Here is a 20476-nt window from a genome sequence, read left to right as displayed (position 1 = left end):
ACCTATGTCGCCAAGTATCGTGAAGATTTGAATCAGAGTATCATGAAGCGATTGGGAAAAAATAAATTCAATAGATAATACCGACTGAATAGCTGATTACAAATGTGAATTGCCACATTCGCCATTCAGTTATATTTTCACCTAGTAATAAGTTGTACAGATTATCAGTCAGACTAAATAGAAGAGTATTTTATAAGGAGGAAAAAAGTATGAGCAATGCAGCGATTTCTGTAAAAGGGTTAAAAAAATCCTTTAAAGACAAGGAAGTCTTAAAGGGAGTAGATTTTGAGGTACAGCGTGGCGAAATTTTCGCACTGCTGGGCTCAAATGGAGCGGGCAAGACGACGATAGTCAACATCCTCTCGACGCTGATGAAGGCCGATGGCGGCGAAGTAGGTATTTGCGGCTTTGACATCCAGCGTCAACCGGATCATGTTCGCCAGAGTATCAGCCTGACAGGGCAGTTCGCAGCTTTAGACGGGATGCTCACCGGGCGGGAAAACCTGATGATGATCGCCAAGTTGCGGGGAGTTTCCAATCCCGCTCAAGTCGCCGACAATTTGCTTGCAAGATTCAGCCTGACCGATGCGGCCAACCGCCGGGCAGACAAATATTCAGGCGGGATGAAGCGCCGGCTTGACATCGCCATGAGCCTGATCGGGACGCCAGCAGTCATTTTTCTCGACGAACCTACGACAGGGCTTGACCCCGAAGCGCGGATTGAAGTCTGGGATACCGTCAAGGAGCTTGCCGGCGGCGGCACGACCATCTTGCTGACGACCCAGTACCTGGAGGAAGCCGAACAACTGGCGGACCGTATCGCCATCCTGCATGGCGGAAAAATCATCACGACCGGAACCCTTACCGAACTCAAGGAGATGTTCCCGCCAGCGAAAGTGGAGTACATCGAGAAGCAGCCGACATTAGAGGAAATTTTCCTCGCGATCATCGGCAAAAAGGAGGAGATGTAAATGAAAAGCAAAACAGGGGTATTACTAGGACGTTTAATGCGCAACATCATGCGCAGCCCGGATACGATTATCACGGTGGCGATTACGCCGATTATGATGCTGCTGCTGTTTGTCTACGTATTTGGCGGCGCCATAGAGACAGGCACGGACAACTACGTCAATTATTTATTGCCGGGAATCTTGCTGATGGCTATCGCATCCGGCGTCGCTTACACTTCTGTACGGCTGTTCACGGATGTAAAGAGCGGGCTGATGTCGCGTTTCATTACCATGCCCATCAAGCGCTCGTCGGTATTGTGGGCTCACGTGTTGACCTCGCTTGTTTCCAATGCGCTAACTATCGTGGTGGTTATCCTCGTCGCGCTCTTGATGGGCTTCCGTTCCAGCGCGGATATCCTGGATTGGCTCGCGGTAGCTGGGATACTCGGGCTGTTTACACTGGCGCTGACATGGCTGGCGGTCATTCCCGGATTGACAGCGGGGTCTATGGAAGGGGCGACAGCCTACTCGTACCCGCTGATTTTCCTACCGTTTATCAGTTCGGCCTTTGTCCCCACCGAAACCATGCCTAAAATTGTCCGTGCGTTCGCTGAGAACCAGCCCGTGACTTCAATCGTGAATGCGATTCGTGCCCTTTTGTATGAAGGGTCTGTTGGCAACGATATCTGGATTGCGCTTGCCTGGTGCGTCGGCATCATGGTCATCGCTTACTTCTTCGCCATTAAAGTATTTAAACGCCAGTTAGGGTAAGTACACCATTATGGGATTAGCCATATCAATAATCAGTCGCTGCGATGAATGCATTTGCTATCACAGGAAGGCTGCTTAAATGCCGGGGCAACCATTGATGAAATCATGAAAACCCTCAAAATTGGTGTGATTGGTGGCGGCTCGATCAAAAAGAAATTGAAACCTATATCCATGATTTACCGATAAAAGCAAGACATACTCACTAGACAAATATTAGAATCCCCCTCACTGCAAGAACGAATGTTCTTATTTTGAGGGGGATTATTTGTGAAACCATTACCGAATCGCGCCATTACGTGTCTGGATATGCGAGTTTTTTACAAGTTAAGCACTCAAATCATGCTTTGGTGTATTGAAACTTCTATAACTACTACTCGTCGAATTACTGGGGAGGGTGAATAAAATGAGGCTTCATTGTCTATGGTTGTACCTCAACAAATCATACGGTACAACACTCGATGATTTCGCAAAAGAGAAGAAAATCAAGGCAAAACAAAAATATGATCAAGACAAGTTTCGCTTCAAAATGAAAAGTGAAGAGTATTTTTCGCCTCTCCGCATTCACAAGATGCAAAATACCTGAAATGCATCACACTAGAACCTCGTTGTAACATATTGGTAAGCCGTATGCCTAAATAGGGCACGTGCGGTTTGATAAGGGGGAAACCATGAATTTGTACTGGCCATACGTTTCTTCCATATTAATGGCATACAGTGATTATCAATATTTCTAATTGTATTAGATTTTAATTATATCGGTACTTTTTTAGAGTGCATTAAAAAATGAGCCGAAATTACTCGGCTCTTCTTTTTCAAATCAGTCTAGTAGTTTAAGTGTGTCCAATGTACGATAGAGCATAACTGCTGCTTCAGCACGTGTTGCGTTGTTTTTAGGATTGAACTGACCTTCGTTACCTTTAATAACACCTAGTGCAGTTGCTTTATAGACAGAATCAATTGCATATGCACCAATTAATTGATGGTCTTTAAAATTAGCTGGTTTTTCTAGGTTGTCTAGTTTTATTTTATCTTTAATCTCAACTGCTCTTACAACCATTGCCGCGATTTCTTCACGTTTAATCGGAGCGTCTGGATTAAATTTACCATCCTTCATTCCGTTCACAATGCCTGCATTGGCGGCTGCTTCAATCCCTGCAAATGCCCACTTTTTACTTGTGTTCACATCCTCAAACTTGCCCTCGTACGTCTTCAACGGAAGGTTTAGCGCGCGAGCAAGTAATACGGTGAATTCTGCACGCGTAATTTGTGCGTTTGGTGCAAAGGTAGTTCCCGTTTTCCCTTGGATAATTCCCTTCGCTGCGAGCTTATTAATTTCATCTTTTGCGAAAGTATTTGTAATATCTGTGAATGCTGGTGGTATTTCTGGTTTAGGATCAACCGGACCAGGTCCAGGGCCAGGACCAAGATCCTTGGATAGTAGTGAAACAATAACAGGATTCGATTTTCCCGTCATTTTCCCATTCAACATGGAGACTGCTGTTAAACTATTTTTACCATCTTTAATTTTCATTGGGATTGAAAATTTGCCTTCATCGCCAACTTTTGCAGTACCTACTTCTTCATTATTATTCATCAGCTTAATCGTTGTTGAAGGTGAGGCAGTTCCTTCTACCGTGATGTTTTCGTCTTTGAATACTTCATCCTGTTTTGGCGAAGTAATTGATGGCTTGTCTACTTCATAACTAACACGTGCACGGATCATATAATTACCGTCTTCAACAAATGCTGGATAAAATTCGCCATCAAGATATTGATAGCTTCTCTCCATATATGGATTACCGTTGTCGGTTGCTAAACCAAGTGCCTCCGGATAATTCAGTGTTTGGACATACACCATATAAAAGTCTCCATCAACCTTGATATTGTAATCGGTTAAATCAACTACTGTCCAGTCATCCAATACAGCTTCAGCGGCTATCGGGCCAGCAAGTTTCTTACCCGGTAACCCATCGCGCCCAGAGGCATCCCATACTTCCACATTAAATTCCGTCCCATGTGTTTCTGAGTATTTTTTATCCTTTAAGTGAAACACACCATCTGTGACAATCGCTGATTTCTTATTCTCTGGCAATGACATTTTTACTGCCCAGCCAGCTCCACCGCCAAAATACATACTGCCACTATCAACTTTTCCATTATCGTAGCCAATTTCGCCGCCAGGATACGTGTAAAAAGGATCAAGAACAATATCAACCGCATGTTCATTTCCTTTTATTGTAATATCAACATCTTGACTGTGATAGCCGCTTCTCATGGCTCTCAACGTATAAGTTCCTTCAATAGCAGTAAGTTCATATTTACCGTCCCTATCCGTAGCCACAGGTGTAATATTGGCATCTTCCATAAGGAGTAATGTCACACCTTCAACAACTTCCCCCGAGATTTTATCGGTAATCACACCACTTATAGTTCCTTTTGGGATTTCATTCAATGTGAAATCTGCGTGTATAGCTTTATCTTTTTCAAACGTTACTGATTGCTGTTTAGATTGATATCCATATGCTTCGGCTTGAACTGTAAATTTACCAGCAGCATGCGGGAGTTTATAAGAGCCATTTTCAGGATTTGTGTTGATGTACTGTCTACTTTCAAGCACGCTTACTTTACCGCTTATCGGCAAATCAAAATTCGTTTGGACCACTTTTCCTTCCAAAGTCCCTAGACCATCACTAATAGAAGATACCGCATTGTATGCATTGACTAATCCATAGCCGTACCCGTTATTTGGTGATTCTGGATATTCCTTATCCGTTAAAGGCTTTGCTGTTTCTATTAAAATTTTTTCTATTTCATCAACCGATAAACTTGCATTTACTTCATATAATAATGCTACAACTGCCGATACAGCGGGGGCCGCCATCGATGATCCATTCCAACCGCCTTCGTAATCACTGCGAGGTATCGATGAACGAATATTCGCTCCAGGCGCTGAAATATCAGGCTTTATTTCACCATATGGTGAAGGGCCGCGTAATGAAAAGTCTCCAACGATATCATTACTATCCGTTGCTCCCACTGCAAATGATTCGGGATAGTTTGCTGGATTGGCGACTGATCCAGGTCCGCCATCATTAGTCATGCCTGTGTTTCCAACTGCGAAAGTAGGAAATATCCCGGCATTTCTCCATTCTCTTACTACATCCCGATACCATTCATCAAGACCTGGTCCGCCACCCCATGAGTTGTTAACAATATCAGGTGCCATGTCAACGCGGGTATTCCCATTTGCATCTGTTGGTGCTAAAATCCACTCTGCTGCAGCCAATAGATTGGCATCACTTCCGCTAGTCTCCGAGAATGCCTTAACAGCAATCCATTTTGCGCCCGGTGCTACACCTATTTTGTTAGATCCATCTGGTTCACTGCCGACCATTGTCCCAGTCACATGTGTTCCATGTCCTAAATCATCATATGGACTCGATAGTCCGGCTGTGGCATCAAACCAATTAAAGTCGTGATCAACTTCTCCGGTTGCTGCATTATAGCCGCGATACTTTTCCTTTAATGCGGGGTGATCCAATTGAACACCGGTATCAATACTCGCTACAACAACACCTGAACCGTCGATTCCTTTTTCCCATAAAGCCGGAGCTCCAACTCTCTCAGCGTTCCACTCTACATTCGCTAGATTTGAATTAAGGCTTTCCTCTTTAGTTGTTGAAGCAAATAATTGTCTTGTTTCGTTTGGCAGTACTTTTTCAACTTCGGAAAAGGTTGCTATCTTTTCTGCAACCTCTTTCGTCGCTGTAACAGCCATACCATTGACGATAAAATAGGAATTAAAAGATTCGACATTCCCTTTAAGTTCTTCTTGTTTAAGATATTTTAAAACGTTTTGCTGCTCTACGTGTGCAGTAGCTTTTAACTCAGATACTACTGCAGAGCGTTGGATAAACTCTTCTTTATTCGCCGTTAATTTTTCTTGCTTCGCAATCGCTTTCGCCCGCTTTATAGCATTTGCTGTATCTGCTTTTTCATTAAATTTGATTAAAAAAGTTACTTTATCATCTTTTTTAAACGTATCCAGTAAACGATTGCTTACCTTTACCTCTGCAGCAGTTTGGTGATCATTTACATAACGGTTTGATGGCTTTATTGATTCAGCATCCGCGAATCCTGGTGATAGTAATGAAAATACCATAAGTAATGTTGCTACAATACTAAATATTCGCTTGTAACAGTGTTTCCTTTTCTTCAATTCGTTCCCATCCCTCCGAATATAAATTGATACTTGTCATTTGAAGCTGCCGTCTCTGTTTGCGACATCAATCGTTCAAAAATCCATCAGTATTTTTCATCTCCTCAACTCTCAATCTCAATCGTTACTAGTATAGGATAAGATAAAATATATTTCAAGAAAATTCAGTTTTAATAGAATAGTTTGGATATATATCCGGTGGAAAACATTTAGAATTGAATACATAGCCGATTAATAGTAGCTTCTGGTGTTTCATTGATATGACAATTAAAACCTTGAACGGCTTTACGGATCTTTTGAACAGAATCGAAGAATACGTTGTTGATGACGGATGATTTTAACCACCCCCGAATAGAATAGGTGCTATTAAGTGATAAAACATTGCCCACATAGGTATACCACGTGACAGATGGGAGACTGCAAATACCATAGAAATTAAGAAATATCTTATTAATAATTTGAAAACCGAGTTGGAACTTATGGTTAATAGGTTAAAAAAAGAAATATGAAGTTAATGATATAGATTTATGGAGTGACTTTTCTGAAAAGGATTTCTTATTCAACTGACGGGGCAGGTTAGTTGAAGAAAGATATAAATGGGGTGGAGTATATGAGTGAACGATTTGAATTAAGTTTTAAAAACAAGGAAGTAAGAATGGGGGGTTATTTGGCGGTAACAACGTTTATTATAAGCTTCATAAATTATATTTTTTGGTGAATAAGAACGGGTGCTTTACTTGAAGATCATTTAGCTGTTTAGACAGCTTTTTTTCTTATTCAACTAAAGGGGCACTTTTACGAACTGCTTTGAATTGCTCCTATTTAGTCATTTACATAGTTCGCAATACTATAATACCTTTTAATGAACGTTCACTTTTTAACGTCACTTTTACGAACTCTTATAAGCAATAAGAAAAAGCTACCCTCAAAGGATAAAATTATTTAAAATGTTTCGACAATATAATAAGACAGATAAAAAAAGAAGCATGGAATTAACCACACTTCTTTCTCTTATTTTCCTATAAATTGTTGAGTCCAATAGTTTCCACTTGCTACATGGCCAACTCCGATATGAGTAAAGTTTTTACTCAAGATGTTAGCTTTATGACCAGGAGAATTCATCCAAGCTTTCATGACTTCTGCAGGGGTTGTTTGACCTTGAGCAATATTTTCGCCAGCTGATTTATAAGTAACTCCAAAATGTTTCATCATATCGAAAGGTGATCCATAAGTTCCGTCATGAGACATAGTATTAAGGTTTTTCATATCTTGTGATTTGATGCCTGCGACTTCAGATAATTTCGCATCAACTTTCAAAGCAGGAAGAGAAACTTTTGCACGTTCTTGATTTACCAATGTAACCACTTGTTGTTCATATGCTGAAAGAGCAGATGAAGCTGTGGTTGGTGGAGTTGGAGTTGGAGTTGATTGTGAAGCTGGTTTTAGTTGAATCACTGATCCAACTTTCATTTGCATAGGATCAACTGTTGGGTTTAGCTCCATTAATTTTTTGTAATCTAATCCGTATCTATTAGCAATAAACCAAAATGAATCTCCTTGGGTTACTTTATATGCTTGAAAAGGTGGTTCCTTAAATGTTGTGATTGCACTAACTGATGATACACCACTGAATAAAGACATCAGCAGAACTAACGATATTAGTTTCTTCATGTATGTTTTCCTCCTAGGTTTTCTATCAGTATTTTAATATCTTATTATTTGAAAATGTAAAGCACCTAACGAATCATAACATGGATTAGGCAAAGAAAAAGAAGGTAATTTATACCTTCTACACCACTCTGATATTTTTGGAATATTAGTCAAGCTCTGACTGGGAATAATTATTAATCCCCTATGTAGCAAAGCTCGTCCTTATCTGGACACGACAATAGTGTTTTTCAAAATATCATTAAAATAAATTCCGCGTCACAAAACTCTGACCATAATTCTATGTTCATAAACCTATACTAATTTTTCTTATTCAACTAACGGGGCAGGTTAACTCAATAAGGAAATTAATCAATAAATGGTTAATTTAATCAATTAAATAAGAACATAAACTCGTGAGTTTTGTTACAATTACTTACTTGAGCAGTTGATTAACATAGCAAGTTAAACAGCAGAAAGAGGCAATGCAATGACAAAGTTTATGTATATATTTTGCTTAATCGTGTGGGGACTTAATTTTATTGCGGTGAAAATCCAAGGAACACCTGTCAGTTTGGAATTATCCTTAACCTATCGTTTAATTATTACAGCCTTATTATTTTTAGTTCTTGTATGGTTCCTTAGACCAAAGGGGAGACCAAAAAGAAAAGATATCCCGTTTGTAATAGTGTTCGGTATATGTAACTTTGCATTAAGCTACCTGTGCTTTTATTACGCCACCATTTTGAGTTCTGCGGCAATAGTAACATTGGTCTTCTCGTTAAAAGTGATACTGACTCCAATCGCTCTCCGAGTTTTTTTAAAAGAAAAATTACATTCACGCGTTTTAATTGGGGGGGTTTTTGGGGTATTGGGCGTATGTATTCTCATTTATCCCACATTGAACAATTTTCAAGGGTTTAATGAGATAAAAGGAATTGTGGTTGCTTTCATAGGTACGCTTCTTACAGCAGTTGGTGACGCCAGCTCGGCAAGAAATGCCAGTAGGAGGGTTGATCCTATCTATGCGAATGCCATTGGATTTACAGTAGCCAGTATATTAATGGGGTCCATTGTATTGATTCAAGGACAAGAAATAACAATTCCAACATCTGTTTCATACGTATCCGCGTTGCTTTATTTAACCCTGGTTGCTTCGTTCGCTGCCTGGTTGTTCTACTTAAAGCTTGTAGAAACAATTGGGGGATCTCAAAGTGGTTATATGGTCGCCCTTTTCCCGGTCATTGGAGGAATAGCTTCTGTATTAATCGGTGAATCAGATCCGTCATTGTTTTTGTTTGCTGGTTGTCTGTTTAGTTGCATTGGGGCTGCCATTGCTTTAGGTTTTGGAATTCGACGTCAGAATGTTAAGTTGCCTGTAAATGCTGATTAAGAATGGGCTTATTTATAAAAATCTTAAAAAGCTAACGGGTGCTTTAGTTAAAGATCGCCATTTTTCTTATTGAACTAACGGGGCAGGATAGTTGAAGAAGGAACTCCGAACATTCACAGAGAAGTAACAACTAAAGGTGGTGGAATTAGTGAAAAATGGTCGTGATGGTGGATTTAATTATTGGAAGTTGAATTATAGAAAGAAGTTCATTCGAACTTTGTGGATGATTCCTGTTGTTATATTTTTATCAATCCAGCTGTTTGTATTGGATATCCAGTCAAATTTTAGCGTATTTTTATTGGTACTTTTAATAGTTACCCTAATAGTCCAATTAATTTATACGTATTTCAAGTGGAAAAGTGAAAGACAAACCGTAGTTCTTAAAGATAAGTGAATATTAGAGATGTTTCTGTATTAAACAGAGACGCTTTTCACTAACGGGTGCTTTAGTTAAAGATCATTAGGCTGCCTTGGCAGCTTTTTTTCTTATTCAACTAACGGGGCAGTTTAGTTCAATAAGAAGGCGCGACATAGCGTGATACACAGTGTTTGTTGGAGTCAGACTAACGGGAGGGCTGTATGGCACCATAGTTCAACGACCTTCATTTCCTAGCCGTAGTAATCTATAACCGTTCTGAATACATTTTCATCCTCTGAGGTGCAGTGCTGTTTTAATGCAGCTTTTTTGGATTAAAGAAGAAGAGAGTTGGACTGATATATAGGAAGTGAAAGAATCAGAAATTTCTTACCACTTATCATTAAGACATAGTGAATTTAATGTTGATTTAGAGGATTTAAAGAAATCAAAAATATTGTTAAAAGTGCATGGAATCCTAGCAAAAATAAAAGAACGCTCAATGTATAAAAAGATTGAGCGTTCTATTTCGATCCTAAAAGGAATATTCAAACCTGTATTTAAGACAATAGTTGAACTTCTGTTATTCTTCTTATTTTAGATTTAAGAAATTACTAATTACCTCTACATATTCATTTTTTGGATATTTCTTATATAAATCGCTTGATAATCGAATTGGGTCACCAAAAAAGTATCGCTCATATTGGGTTTGTCTAGTTCCGAATGAACTCATTGTTAGATCCCAAGCTAAACGAAATATTTTTACACGTTCCTCTGCGGTCTTATTTGCTCCTTGAAGATAAATATCTAAGTCATTTCTAATAATAGAATGAAATGCTTTTTCAGTTGGCAATGTAATCATTCCACTAGCTCCGATTAACTGGATAATTTCAGTGAAACGAGGATAAATTTTAGGGAAAATGTTACCGGCAACTTGAAGCGGGAAAATATCTGGACGCATATATCCCCATTCATCTAATTTTGCGTTATTCTCCGATTTTTCTAACAAGGCTTTCATCGTTTCTAGACCAATGATGATTTCTGACATCTTTTCTTGAATATGTTGATACCCGTTAATATTAATCGTTTCGATAAGAAGCTCAGCAATACCTAAGACGAACTCTATTTTTACAATTTGTCTATTCAAAACTTGGTGCTTAGTAAAGGGATTGAAAGAGCTTTGAATTGGGAATTCTTCGGCTACTTCCGCATTGTTGTAATAAAATACCCTATTCCAAGGTACTAATACATTGTCAAAGACAACGATAGAATCCATTTCTTCGAATCGCGAGCTTAATGGATAATTAAAAGAAGATTGTCCTCCGATGAATGAATCCCTACAAATAAACTTTATTCCTTTCGTGTTAGAAGGGATCGAAAAAGCAAAAGCTTCATCTTCATTAAATAGAAATTTACCAACGCTAAATACTAATAACTCATCAGTTAAACCACCTTGCGTAGCAAGAAGACGGGCTCCTTTAATGATGATTCCTTCTTCATTTGTATCAATAACTTTTGCGGCGATTGGTGGCTCATCGGTATCTTCAAAGTAGATTTCAGAACGATTCACTTGTGGTGAAACAAAGGTATGTGTAAACGACAGGTCATTTTCCCTAGCCAATTCATAAAACGCTTGCAGATTATTCGGAAAACATTTGTCTTTATTTTTTAAAAAGGATACCGAAGAGGCAAAGCTCATTAAAACTGTGTTCAAATAATCTGGGCTTCTTCCCATGACACCACCTGAATACCTAGCCCAATGTTCAATCATCTTTCTTCTTCTTATTAAGTCCTCTTTCGTTTTTGGTTGCAAAAACGAAAGACCAATACGTTCACCTGAGACTGGGGAAATAAAAGTCATCTCATCTTTTATTTTTGGGTCATGTTGCAAATCATAAAGAGCCGCTTTTGACTGAATAAGTCCTTTGAATGCAGGGTGTTCCGAGAGCAACCCCTCAATTTTTTCACCGTCGTACCAAATCTCATTGTTAAGCTGGTTTAATCGGTAAATATAATCTTTTCCATTAATAGCCCCCATGTTTCACTCCCCAATGTAATTCGATATTTAAATATTCGATTAAAGCTGTTTTAAGAAGTTAAATCGTTCAATTTTTTATTACTATTGCTAAAATTAACCTATGTAACTAGAGCATGCTAATATTCCTTCTTCAACTAAAGCGCGCTTTAGTCAATTTGGGCAATGTCAATTATGACGTTGCCCTTTTTACATTTTAAAGTACTTCTGATAATACTCTTTCCTTAGTCTTTCGCTTAGTTGAGCGTAAATCAGAGGGGGGCGCTCTTCTCGTGTCCCAGAAGACTTTGAACGACTTCAATGGGTGTTCCAATATTCAACAAATGAGTAGCATAGCTGTTTCTAAGTAGATGGGGATGGATCTCTTTTCCAGGACGATATGTAATCTTCTTGATGATGTATCTCATTTGAGCGACATTCATTTTATGGGGATGTCTTACTGTGACGAAGATGGCCAGGGCATTTTCTGTGCGACTCTCCATATAGCGTTTAAGCAGATCGATTGGACCAATTAATATGGTTCCTTTCTAACGAAATGATTTCTCCGATTCGACAACCGAACTAACGGACCAGGTTAGTTCAAAAAATATTCTAAATATATCCAACTAAGGGATTTTTAATGTTATGCTTATGCTATGTTTTGAGTATATAAATTTGCTGAACTTTTTAACTGAAGTAATTTAAATCAACTAATAAAAACCATTACTTTGTAGCTTGAAAAATGAGTTTTTACTTTTTTTATCTCGATGTTGGAATTAAAAGTCTAAGTAAGAAATGAATAAGTACACAGAATGGAGTGGTAATCTGAAAACGTCAACTGGTTTATTAATTCTAATTGTTTTAATGCATCTCATCACGCTTACCAATATCACCCTTTTTAATGGAAATTGAAATGGAATAGCTTTATGGCTAAGTACGGGTTTATTCATAGCAGCGATAGCCTTCTATTTATTGGATAAAAGAAAAAAACAAAAAGTTTAACCCATTTGATCCGGATTCTTTCGTTCAAAGTAATATACGAAGTAACGGGTGCTTATGTTGAAAAACAGCAGCCATCCTTTGAGGCTACTGTTTCTGGTTTTATGTTAACTTATTGAGGGTTAGGAGGTAGCTGATGAAAATTAACACATATCTTATTCAATTGGCTTGTATGATTCTTTTAATATTTGGTGGAACTTTTATTCTTCGTTACTTTAGAACTGAAGAACTTTTATTAGACCAAATTATAGGAGTTGTTGTAGGATTTCTTCTCCTTATTTTTTCACTTTTTTGGAGAATAAAAAAAAATAAAGCGTCGAGAACTGGTGCTTAGAATAGAGTTACAAACGATAAGTTGTTGAACCAACGGGTGCTTTACTCCATTAAGGAGTGAAGCTTTTTTTCTTATTGAACTAACGGAGCAGGTTAGCTGAATAGGGGTTAAATTAATCATAATTCTATCCACGTTTCTGCGAGCAGTAGAAGCGTTTTCTGTATGGCTACAAAAAAACGTTGAAAATTTGAAACGAAAGGGGAGTTTCATTCATCTAACAATTGTAAAGGAAATGGAGGGTACTTTGTGTTTAATCAAAGTCTATTTAAAAAGGCTCAGCAAGGCGACAAAAAAGCATTTCTTCATTTAATTGAAATCGATAAAGAAAAGCTTTACAAGATGGCTTATTTATATGTAAAGAACGAAAATGATGCTTTAGATATTGTTCAAGAAACAATCACGAAAGCCTTTGTAAATATGAGTACTGTAAAAAAAGAAAAGTATTTCAATACATGGCTTACGAAGATTCTTATCAATACAGCACTCGATGTTTTGCGAAAAAAATCGAAAATCATCCTACTCAAAGAGGAAATGGTGGAAAAACAGTCTCCCGATATGCGGATTGAAGAAAAAATGGATTTATTACAAGCAATCGAACAGCTAGAAGAAAAATATAAAACGGTCATTATTCTTCGATATTATAGGGATTTACCAGTTCAACAAATAGCAGATTACTTAAACTGTCCAGAAGGCACAGTGAAGTCGAATTTACACAGAGCAATTCAAAAGTTAAAACAGTTTTATCAAGGGGGACAAGTGAATGAACAAGGATATTAAAAAATCAATTGATTCAATTCAAGTACCTTTTCAAAAGTTAGATGCAGCGATTGAAGAAGGGCTAAGAGCTAGCCAAAAAAAAGTTGCGCCTAAAAAAGTAATGATGCTACTGCTTTCAAGTGCTGCCGCATTTGGTTTAATCATTGGCTCAGGATTTATTTCACCAACGATGGCAAGTGTCCTTGCAAAAGTACCAATACTCTATTCAATTTTTACATCAGTTGGTGATAAAGGTTTGCAAGTTGCAATCAATGATAAAAATGCAATGTCGCTAAATGAAACATTAACGAGTAATGGGGTTTCATTAACAATTCAGGATGTATTATATGATGGTTCACGCCTTGCATTTTCATTCGTTCAAGACAAGGCAGAAGAAATTTACCCACTTCATATTGAAGTAAACGGGGAAGTAATTAACTTTTCGGAAAATATGACAGGGGAGTATCTACCAAACGGGCAATATTCCGGACTCATTCAAGTTCATCCAACGAAGCCTTTACCGAATGAGTTTGACTTATCCGTTGCCATACATCAAATTGGTAAGACAGAAGGTGATTGGCATTTTGAAACACATGTAAAAAAAACAAATAATAATAGTATTAATTTAACCACAGGGCAAAAAACTGAATTAGATGGCCTTTCCTATGAAGTGAAAAAATTTGAGAGTACAAATTCAGCTGTAAGTCTGCACATTTTATATAAAGGGACTGTTGAAGAAATCATGAATGAACATCAGGTACTTCAGCTACACCTATTAGACCAAGACGGAACAGTTATACCGATGATTAATTCGTCGGGTTCAGGAGATGCTGAGAGTATGCTTTTAGAATATGTATTCGAACCAATTAGTGAGAAAGTAACTGATCTTACAATTAGTCCATTCTTTATGCCGTTAGTTATAGAAAGGAAGGAGATTACAGCTACTTTAGAAGAAAATCAATTACCTTTAACAATTTCACAAGGTGAAATGGGCGACATTGTGGTGACAAAAGTCGAAGAAGAAAATGGTAAGTATGCCCTTTACTTTGAATCAACAAGTTCATTCCCATTTGGATCGAATTTTGAAATGAATCAATTAAGTGTGGAAGACACAGACGGGAATGATTTAATAGCAGATGGAGGTTATCCTAAAGCGATTGGTAAGAATAAATATAAATTATACTTTAATGATACAAAAGGTAATGGTGACATTATTTTGAAAACATTTGTACTGCCACATATGACGTTGAATCAACAAGCTCAAATCACAGTCAAGGTTCCACGATAGTGCTAGGAGATGAGATTGAAATATTGAATCACATTTCATTGGATTGGAGGAAATAGAGTGGAGACGAAAAACCCTGCTGGTCTAATAGTGAGAGCATTTGCCTTTATAGTGGAATTTAGCATTATTGTCATTCTTGGAGGTGTTGTTTTGATGATCCTAAAAGGTGAATACAATGTTAATTGGACGTCTGGTTTATCTTTTCAATTGTTTTATACATTGTATTTAACTATCTTACCAGTCTTATGGATTGGTTATTCTTTGGGTAAGCGAATGTGCAAAATTAAAGTAAAACGATTAGATGGTGATAATGTCAAACTTTCAAATATGGTTATGAGAGAAGTAATTGGACGTGGTCTAATTGGTTTTGTCTCTTTTGGATTATCAGCGGTGGTGAGTATCTTTATGATTATTTTTAGAGAAGACAAAAGGTCAATTCACGATTTTATTGGCGGAACCTATGTTAGTTATAATTTAAGCACGTCAGAGTATAAGTATTAATTATCAATAGCTATTTACTTTTATTTATTTAACGTGTGCATGTGGTAAAGATCAGAGAGCTGCCTAGTCAGCTCTTTTTTCTTATTCAACTAAAGAGGCAGTATAGTTGAAATGGAGTTTTATTGTAGTTAATAGGAGGGACAAGATGAATAAAAATAGTACGTGGTTTTTATGTGGTTATGGCTTAGCACTTACTTTACTTTTATATTTTGGTTTGAATGGTTTAGTTGTAGCTGTATTAAACGATACATTCCCTAATGCAAAATTTATAATTATTTTGTCTTTAATCCTTATAGTTACTTGGTCGATTGGGTTAGGAACTCGTCGATACTTAAATAGTTGTACTAAAGAAACACGAAGTAAAATCAGAAATCTTTTATTAGGTATTACCGTATTCAGTTGGATAATTGTCTTAATTGTTATTTAAATATCTGGGGAATTTATTATCCATTAGCAATGAGGGTTAGTTTTTCTCGTATTCAGTAACGGGTTTACTTCAAGAAGGAGTATTTTTAAAATGGTATTGAATAAGTTAATATATGTAAATTAAAAATAGAATTGGTGTTTAACAGGGTATTGTGAATAACAACTTGAAAAGAAGATTAGAATCCTACGTTCTATTCAAAACATGCTTTCAATTTTGTTGAAAACTTCTGATGAAGAGAAAAATAACTATTAACGTTATTTCATAAACTGAACAGAATGATCAATAAAAAAGGGGTTTGTGAAAGGGGATATAAAAATGAGTTTACAAATTTACAGCAAAAAACGTTCTATACAAAGTTATCTTTTTGAAAAATATCTAACTTTGCGAAATACAAAAAAGGGTTTTTCCACTATTGAAAACACCTCGCAGTTCGTAAAACAAAGGGGAACTGAAAATATTAAGCCATATGTTATAGGGAATGCTAAATTTTCCAGTGATATTAAGGAGCAAGTAATTGAGGACATAAAGGTTTTCACATTAAATGACCAAAAATCTTTGGGACAAAAAGTAATTCTTTATATACATGGAGGGGCCTGGACTAATCAACCTTTAATTTTTCACTGGAGGTTCATGGATAAAATGGCTCAATCATTAAATGCGAAAATTATTGCTCCTATTTATCCTAAAGTACCTAATTTTAATTATCAGCACACCTACCCAAAACTCTTAAACCTATATAAAGAAGTCCTTGGAACCGTTGAAAGTCCTAAACAATTGACCATCATGGGGGATTCGGCAGGCGGAAATATATCACTTGGTTTGGCACAACTTTTAAAGACGAACAATATACCTCAACCAAAAGATATCATTTTGCTATCTGCATGTGTTGATATGGGACTTGATAACCCTCTTATACCTGAATATGAAAAAAAGGACCCAATGTTGGCTATTGGAGGAATGGAAGTGATTACAAAGATTTGGGCAGCTGATAAGAACATAGATGACCCATTAATTAGTCCAATCTACGGTAACTTTAAAGGACTTGGGAAAATCACTCACTTTATTGGAACACACGAAGGTTTATATCCAGATGCTATAAAACTTGATGAAAAACTAACAGAGCAAGGAATTGAGAACATTACATTTGTTTATCCAAAAATGAACCATGCGTTTGTTGTAATGCCTATCCCTGAAGCTAAAGATGCTCAACAAAAAATTATTGAGATCATTAATAACTAATTGAGGTCTATCAACTGCAAATTAAGAATGCTTGAGTTAAAGACTAGAGCGTCATGTAGGCAGCATTTTTGTCATCAAATGGTCAGAATATAAGATTGTGAAAGATTGCACTTAAACTAACGAATGCTTTCGTATTATAAGGTCAACCAGTTTTTACTGGTTGACCTTATTTTTATTGGATTTAAGATATCAGTAGCCAAGGGTAGGACGTACGGGTGCGTGGGATGATGATCCGTGAAGAAGCATGTTTGAGGCTGGTTGGGAAGTAGATCTCGACAAGCGAAGCTATGATACTGCATGGATGTAATTGACAATGAAAATCATTATCAATTGTGTTATGATATCTTTTGTGCTTTTTACTTTGAAAAATAGGAGGAAAACATGGTATCGAAGCTGTGTTACATGTGTAACTCGAATAAACGTGTTTCATGGCTAGCGGGTGATATTTCTGAAAAATTTAGCTATTCGTTATCACACATTTAACTTTTTAGAAACTTGGGGAAACTATTGGTAGGTATAGGTTTATTAATCGGTTGTTTTACAAAAAATAGTTTTGGATTGTCGATGAACTTTTCTTATGATTATCAGTACTGATTCTACTTCGTTCTAAAAATATTCAGGAGGACTTTATGATGCAAAATGAAGTAGTTGCTAAAGATATATTCCATACTACAGATCAAAACAAACTTGGAAAACACGTGTTTCAATCTTTAGTCGTTTTAATGCGTATTCTATTTGGGTTAGGTTGGCTTTTAGCGGGAGTTACGAAGATTTTGGGAAAAGGAGGTTCCACAGGGCATTCGTGGTTTGCTCAACCCGGAGTATTTCTTAGTGATTATCTGCTGAAAGCATTAGATAAACCTAATGTACCAGATTTTTATAAATTCCTTATTGACGAGGTAGCTTTAAAGCACGTGATGGGTTTAAATTATTCCATTCCCATCGTTCAAATGATGCTTGGTTTGTTCCTCATCGCAGGATTTATGATACTTCCATCGATTCTGACTTGTCTCTTTATGCATATAAATTTTCTTCTCTCAGGTAATATCAATGTAATGAGCCTTACCCTTTATACAAGCGCATTTTGCTTGTTACTAAGAGAAAGACAGATTTATAGTTTAAGCTTGGATCAATACTTTAAAATAGATCATTTATTTTCCTTAACTATTAACAGACTTAGAGATACAAAATTCCGAGTTCCGTTGAAAAAACTCTGGAATTAAAATGAGCAGTTCGAACAAAGTTTAGAAATGATAAATAAAATCGATATGGGGAGGGATAGCTTGTGAAAAGATACTTAATCTTATTTTTGGCATCATTAGTAATTCTAGTATTATCGGCTTGCACTAATCAGAAAGAACATGGTTCTGAACATGAAGGTCAAGCTGGAGAGGATATAATGATTGGTCAGGTAATTAAAAATGGAATGGAGATTAATGCTGTTTATTTGCCCCATTCAGTTGAAGTAGCTCCTGTTGAGCGTGGAGGAAAAGAAGGAAACATTCACTTAGAAGCCGACATTCATGCAGCAAAAGACAATTCTTTTGGATTTCATGAAGGTGAATGGATTCCATATCTAACAATTGGCTATAAGATACATAATCTTGATACAGATGAAGATGTAGATCAAGGGCAATTGTATCAAATGGTAGCAGGTGACCCACATTATGCTTCTAATGTTTTATTACCTGAACCTGGAAATTATGAATTAACTTTTCAAATCAGCGAACCTGATCTATCTCGTCACGCTGAAGATGTAGAAAAGTTCTATGAACCAATGACTTTAAAGTGGGAATTTAAGTATGATGGGGCTCAAAAATAAATAAATACGAGCAGGAATCGTTGCCCTTTGCGGAACCGACGCTGCTCTAGAAGTGGTTTCGATAATTGGAATGTCTTCTTATTGTTAAAAAACTTCGGGGCTATTTTATAAAAAAAAGACGATTTAGCCACTAAAAAGGTTAAATCGTCTTTTGCTTTTTATAAGTTTAATAGCACTGGACTATGTAGGCTTAAGTTATTTGATAAATAGAAATTCCAAATAGGGAAAAGGTTAAATCTTATGATTTAGCCTTTTTCTGTTTTAGGGGTAGCACAAGCCAATCGCCGTATAAGTTAGGAAACGGGATCAATCAATGGGTGCTTTTCTTTAAGAAAAATCACATAAAACATTCCATAAACTGGCGCTTACTTCAATAAGGAGTAAAGTCTTTCTCTTATTCAAGTAACGGGATAGAGATTTTCTTGCAAGTTAAAAGACGAGCTCCTCCCATTTAGGGTAAGAGCTTGTCGTCGTTTATTTGGCGGTACAGCAGGCAATTCACCTTCACAAGGATTTACTTGAATAAAACACTTTTGAGTGAAGCACATCCAGCGACCGGTTAATTTCTTCCAAATCTTCATTGGATGCCTCCTTTATCCGTTGCAGGAAACGGGCTTCTATATGTTTAAAGGCTTCGTTCATCATGACTTCGCCTTCTTTGGAAAGACGGATATATTGCTTTCGTCGATCCTCGGCAACGGCAAATTTTTCGCATAGATTTTTTTCGCTTAGTTTTTTCAGTTCACGGCTCGTGTTAGGCATGGACATATTCTGACAATCACTAATTTGACTAATGGTAACGGGCTGACTAACCGCTATATATTCAAGAATACTATGTTGAACGGGGGTAATAGAATCGGATTTAACATCTTTTGTAATTTCATGCGTCACTTGATGTACAGAAGTAGTAAAGGCCACAAATTTATGAAATAAAGCTTTTTTGTCCAGAAGGATCACCTCTTACTGACAATATAACAAAATAGTTGTTATAATACAATTATCATTTGATAACTAAAAAAGAGTGTGTTACGATTTGTTTATCAAATGATAAGTAAAGAGGTGGCACAATGAAAACGCTTGTTATATATACGCATCCAAATCATCAGAGCCTAAGTTATGCATTTTTTCAAAAGGTCATCCAAGGAAGCAGTGAGAACCCCAATAAAGCGGAGATAAAGGTGCTGGATTTATATAAAGAGGAGTTTAATCCGATCCTAGTTTTCAATGAGAAAAAACGCAGAAGGGATATGCACTCCGATCCCCAACTTGAAAAGTATAGAGAACAAATTATTTGGGCCGATAAAATAGTTTTCATATATCCGATCTGGTGGGGACGTCCTCCAGCTATGCTTTTGGGGTATATAGACCAAATGTTTGCTTCAGAATTTGCCTACAAAGACAAGGGCGGACTTCTGCCAGAAGGACTTTTGAAGGGGAAGTCTGTTGTTTGTATTTCAACGATGAAGGGGCCAACGTATTATCCTTTGTTCTGGTTGAATAATGCGCACAAAGTATTAATGAAGAAGGCCTTATTTAATTATGTTGGGATAAAAAGAGTGAAGTTTTTTGAATTTGGGAATATGGAAAATCCGAAGGGAAAGCATGACGAGAAATTAAACAAAATATATCGTTATTTCAAAATAATAGACCGCTAAAGAATGTGAATAAGCATTTTTTCCACAGTAAACAACTGCATACGAGTCAGCTCTTTTTTTCTTATTGAACTAATGGGGCAGGTTAGTTCAATAAGAAAAAGTAGCATTT

19 protein-coding genes and 1 pseudogene are annotated in these 20476 nt (G+C 37.0%); 15 read left to right on the top strand and 5 right to left on the bottom strand.

Annotation, left to right across the window (positions count from 1 at the left end):
- The 4 genes and pseudogenes from HMPREF1210_RS18615 to HMPREF1210_RS18475 form a co-directional block, all read left to right on the top strand.
- Positions 1–78, top strand: a pseudogene (locus tag HMPREF1210_RS18615) (cytoplasmic protein); the annotation flags it as partial.
- 131 nt (positions 79–209) lie between these two features.
- Positions 210–971 (top strand): ABC transporter ATP-binding protein, encoded by a 762-nt coding sequence (locus tag HMPREF1210_RS05130; protein ID WP_016427554.1) that lies wholly within the window; start codon positions 210–212, stop codon positions 969–971.
- Positions 972–1721, top strand: a complete 750-nt coding sequence (locus tag HMPREF1210_RS05125; RefSeq protein WP_016427553.1) for an ABC transporter permease — start codon at positions 972–974, stop codon at positions 1719–1721.
- 267 nt (positions 1722–1988) lie between these two features.
- Positions 1989–2123 (top strand): hypothetical protein, encoded by a 135-nt coding sequence (locus HMPREF1210_RS18475; RefSeq protein ID WP_255349281.1) that lies wholly within the window; start codon positions 1989–1991, stop codon positions 2121–2123.
- A 415-nt stretch (positions 2124–2538) separates the two neighbouring features.
- Here HMPREF1210_RS18475 and HMPREF1210_RS05110 read toward each other — a convergent pair whose 3' ends face one another.
- On the bottom strand, positions 2539–5940 hold the full coding sequence (locus tag HMPREF1210_RS05110) for a S8 family serine peptidase (protein ID WP_016427551.1): 3402 nt from the start codon (positions 5938–5940) through the stop codon (positions 2539–2541).
- A gap of 1011 nt (positions 5941–6951) precedes the next feature.
- Entirely contained in the window at positions 6952–7611 is a 660-nt protein-coding gene (locus tag HMPREF1210_RS05105) for a CAP domain-containing protein (protein WP_016427550.1), read from the bottom strand.
- Between the two features lie 466 nt (positions 7612–8077).
- Here HMPREF1210_RS05105 and HMPREF1210_RS05100 point away from each other — a divergent pair, with 466 nt between their 5' ends.
- Both HMPREF1210_RS05100 and HMPREF1210_RS05095 read left to right on the top strand, forming a co-directional pair.
- Positions 8078–8980 carry a DMT family transporter gene (locus HMPREF1210_RS05100; RefSeq protein ID WP_016427549.1) on the top strand — a complete coding sequence of 301 codons (903 nt, stop codon included), beginning with the start codon at positions 8078–8080 and terminating at the stop codon, positions 8978–8980.
- 148 nt (positions 8981–9128) lie between these two features.
- Complete coding sequence (locus HMPREF1210_RS05095) at positions 9129–9374, top strand: hypothetical protein (protein WP_016427548.1); 246 nt, start codon at positions 9129–9131, stop codon at positions 9372–9374.
- A gap of 553 nt (positions 9375–9927) precedes the next feature.
- Here HMPREF1210_RS05095 and hpaB read toward each other — a convergent pair.
- Together hpaB and HMPREF1210_RS17555 are read right to left on the bottom strand one after the other, a co-directional pair.
- Entirely contained in the window at positions 9928–11373 is a 1446-nt protein-coding gene (gene hpaB / locus HMPREF1210_RS05085; protein WP_016427546.1) for a 4-hydroxyphenylacetate 3-monooxygenase, oxygenase component, read from the bottom strand.
- 248 nt (positions 11374–11621) lie between these two features.
- Positions 11622–11852 (bottom strand): tyrosine-type recombinase/integrase, encoded by a 231-nt coding sequence (locus HMPREF1210_RS17555; RefSeq protein ID WP_231391049.1) that lies wholly within the window; start codon positions 11850–11852, stop codon positions 11622–11624.
- 632 nt (positions 11853–12484) lie between these two features.
- On the opposite strand from HMPREF1210_RS17555, the gene HMPREF1210_RS05080 reads away from it, so the two are divergent.
- The 8 genes from HMPREF1210_RS05080 (at position 12485) to HMPREF1210_RS05045 (ending at position 18712) form a co-directional block, all read left to right on the top strand.
- Entirely contained in the window at positions 12485–12682 is a 198-nt protein-coding gene (locus HMPREF1210_RS05080) for a hypothetical protein (protein WP_016427544.1), read from the top strand.
- A gap of 246 nt (positions 12683–12928) precedes the next feature.
- Positions 12929–13459: a sigma-70 family RNA polymerase sigma factor gene (locus HMPREF1210_RS05075; protein ID WP_016427543.1), complete on the top strand. Its 531-nt coding sequence runs from the start codon at positions 12929–12931 to the stop codon at positions 13457–13459.
- Complete coding sequence (locus HMPREF1210_RS05070; protein WP_016427542.1) at positions 13443–14726, top strand: DUF4179 domain-containing protein; 1284 nt, start codon at positions 13443–13445, stop codon at positions 14724–14726. The genes HMPREF1210_RS05075 and HMPREF1210_RS05070 overlap by 17 nt, the downstream gene beginning before the upstream one ends.
- Before the next feature lie 57 nt (positions 14727–14783).
- Positions 14784–15224, top strand: a complete 441-nt coding sequence (locus tag HMPREF1210_RS05065; protein WP_016427541.1) for an RDD family protein — start codon at positions 14784–14786, stop codon at positions 15222–15224.
- 145 nt (positions 15225–15369) lie between these two features.
- Complete coding sequence (locus HMPREF1210_RS05060) at positions 15370–15651, top strand: hypothetical protein (RefSeq protein ID WP_016427540.1); 282 nt, start codon at positions 15370–15372, stop codon at positions 15649–15651.
- Between the two features lie 315 nt (positions 15652–15966).
- On the top strand, positions 15967–16890 hold the full coding sequence (locus HMPREF1210_RS05055; protein ID WP_016427539.1) for an alpha/beta hydrolase fold domain-containing protein: 924 nt from the start codon (positions 15967–15969) through the stop codon (positions 16888–16890).
- A gap of 632 nt (positions 16891–17522) precedes the next feature.
- Entirely contained in the window at positions 17523–18113 is a 591-nt protein-coding gene (locus HMPREF1210_RS05050; protein ID WP_196930497.1) for a hypothetical protein, read from the top strand.
- Between the two features lie 62 nt (positions 18114–18175).
- Positions 18176–18712: an iron transporter gene (locus tag HMPREF1210_RS05045; protein WP_016427537.1), complete on the top strand. Its 537-nt coding sequence runs from the start codon at positions 18176–18178 to the stop codon at positions 18710–18712.
- 504 nt (positions 18713–19216) lie between these two features.
- Here the strand turns inward: HMPREF1210_RS05045 and HMPREF1210_RS05040 are convergent.
- The gene (locus HMPREF1210_RS05040; RefSeq protein WP_036659735.1) at positions 19217–19660 is read right to left on the bottom strand and encodes a MarR family winged helix-turn-helix transcriptional regulator; all 444 of its coding nucleotides are present in this window, start codon (positions 19658–19660) and stop codon (positions 19217–19219) included.
- A gap of 119 nt (positions 19661–19779) precedes the next feature.
- Between HMPREF1210_RS05040 and HMPREF1210_RS05035 the strand changes: the two genes are divergently transcribed.
- On the top strand, positions 19780–20367 hold the full coding sequence (locus tag HMPREF1210_RS05035; RefSeq protein ID WP_016427535.1) for an NAD(P)H-dependent oxidoreductase: 588 nt from the start codon (positions 19780–19782) through the stop codon (positions 20365–20367).
- Positions 20368–20476 lie beyond the last annotated feature (109 nt).

Origin of the sequence: Paenisporosarcina sp. HGH0030 (assembly GCF_000411295.1) — a bacterium.
In the GTDB taxonomy this organism is placed as follows: domain Bacteria; phylum Bacillota; class Bacilli; order Bacillales_A; family Planococcaceae; genus Paenisporosarcina.
This window is presented reverse-complemented; position numbering and strand designations above follow the sequence as displayed.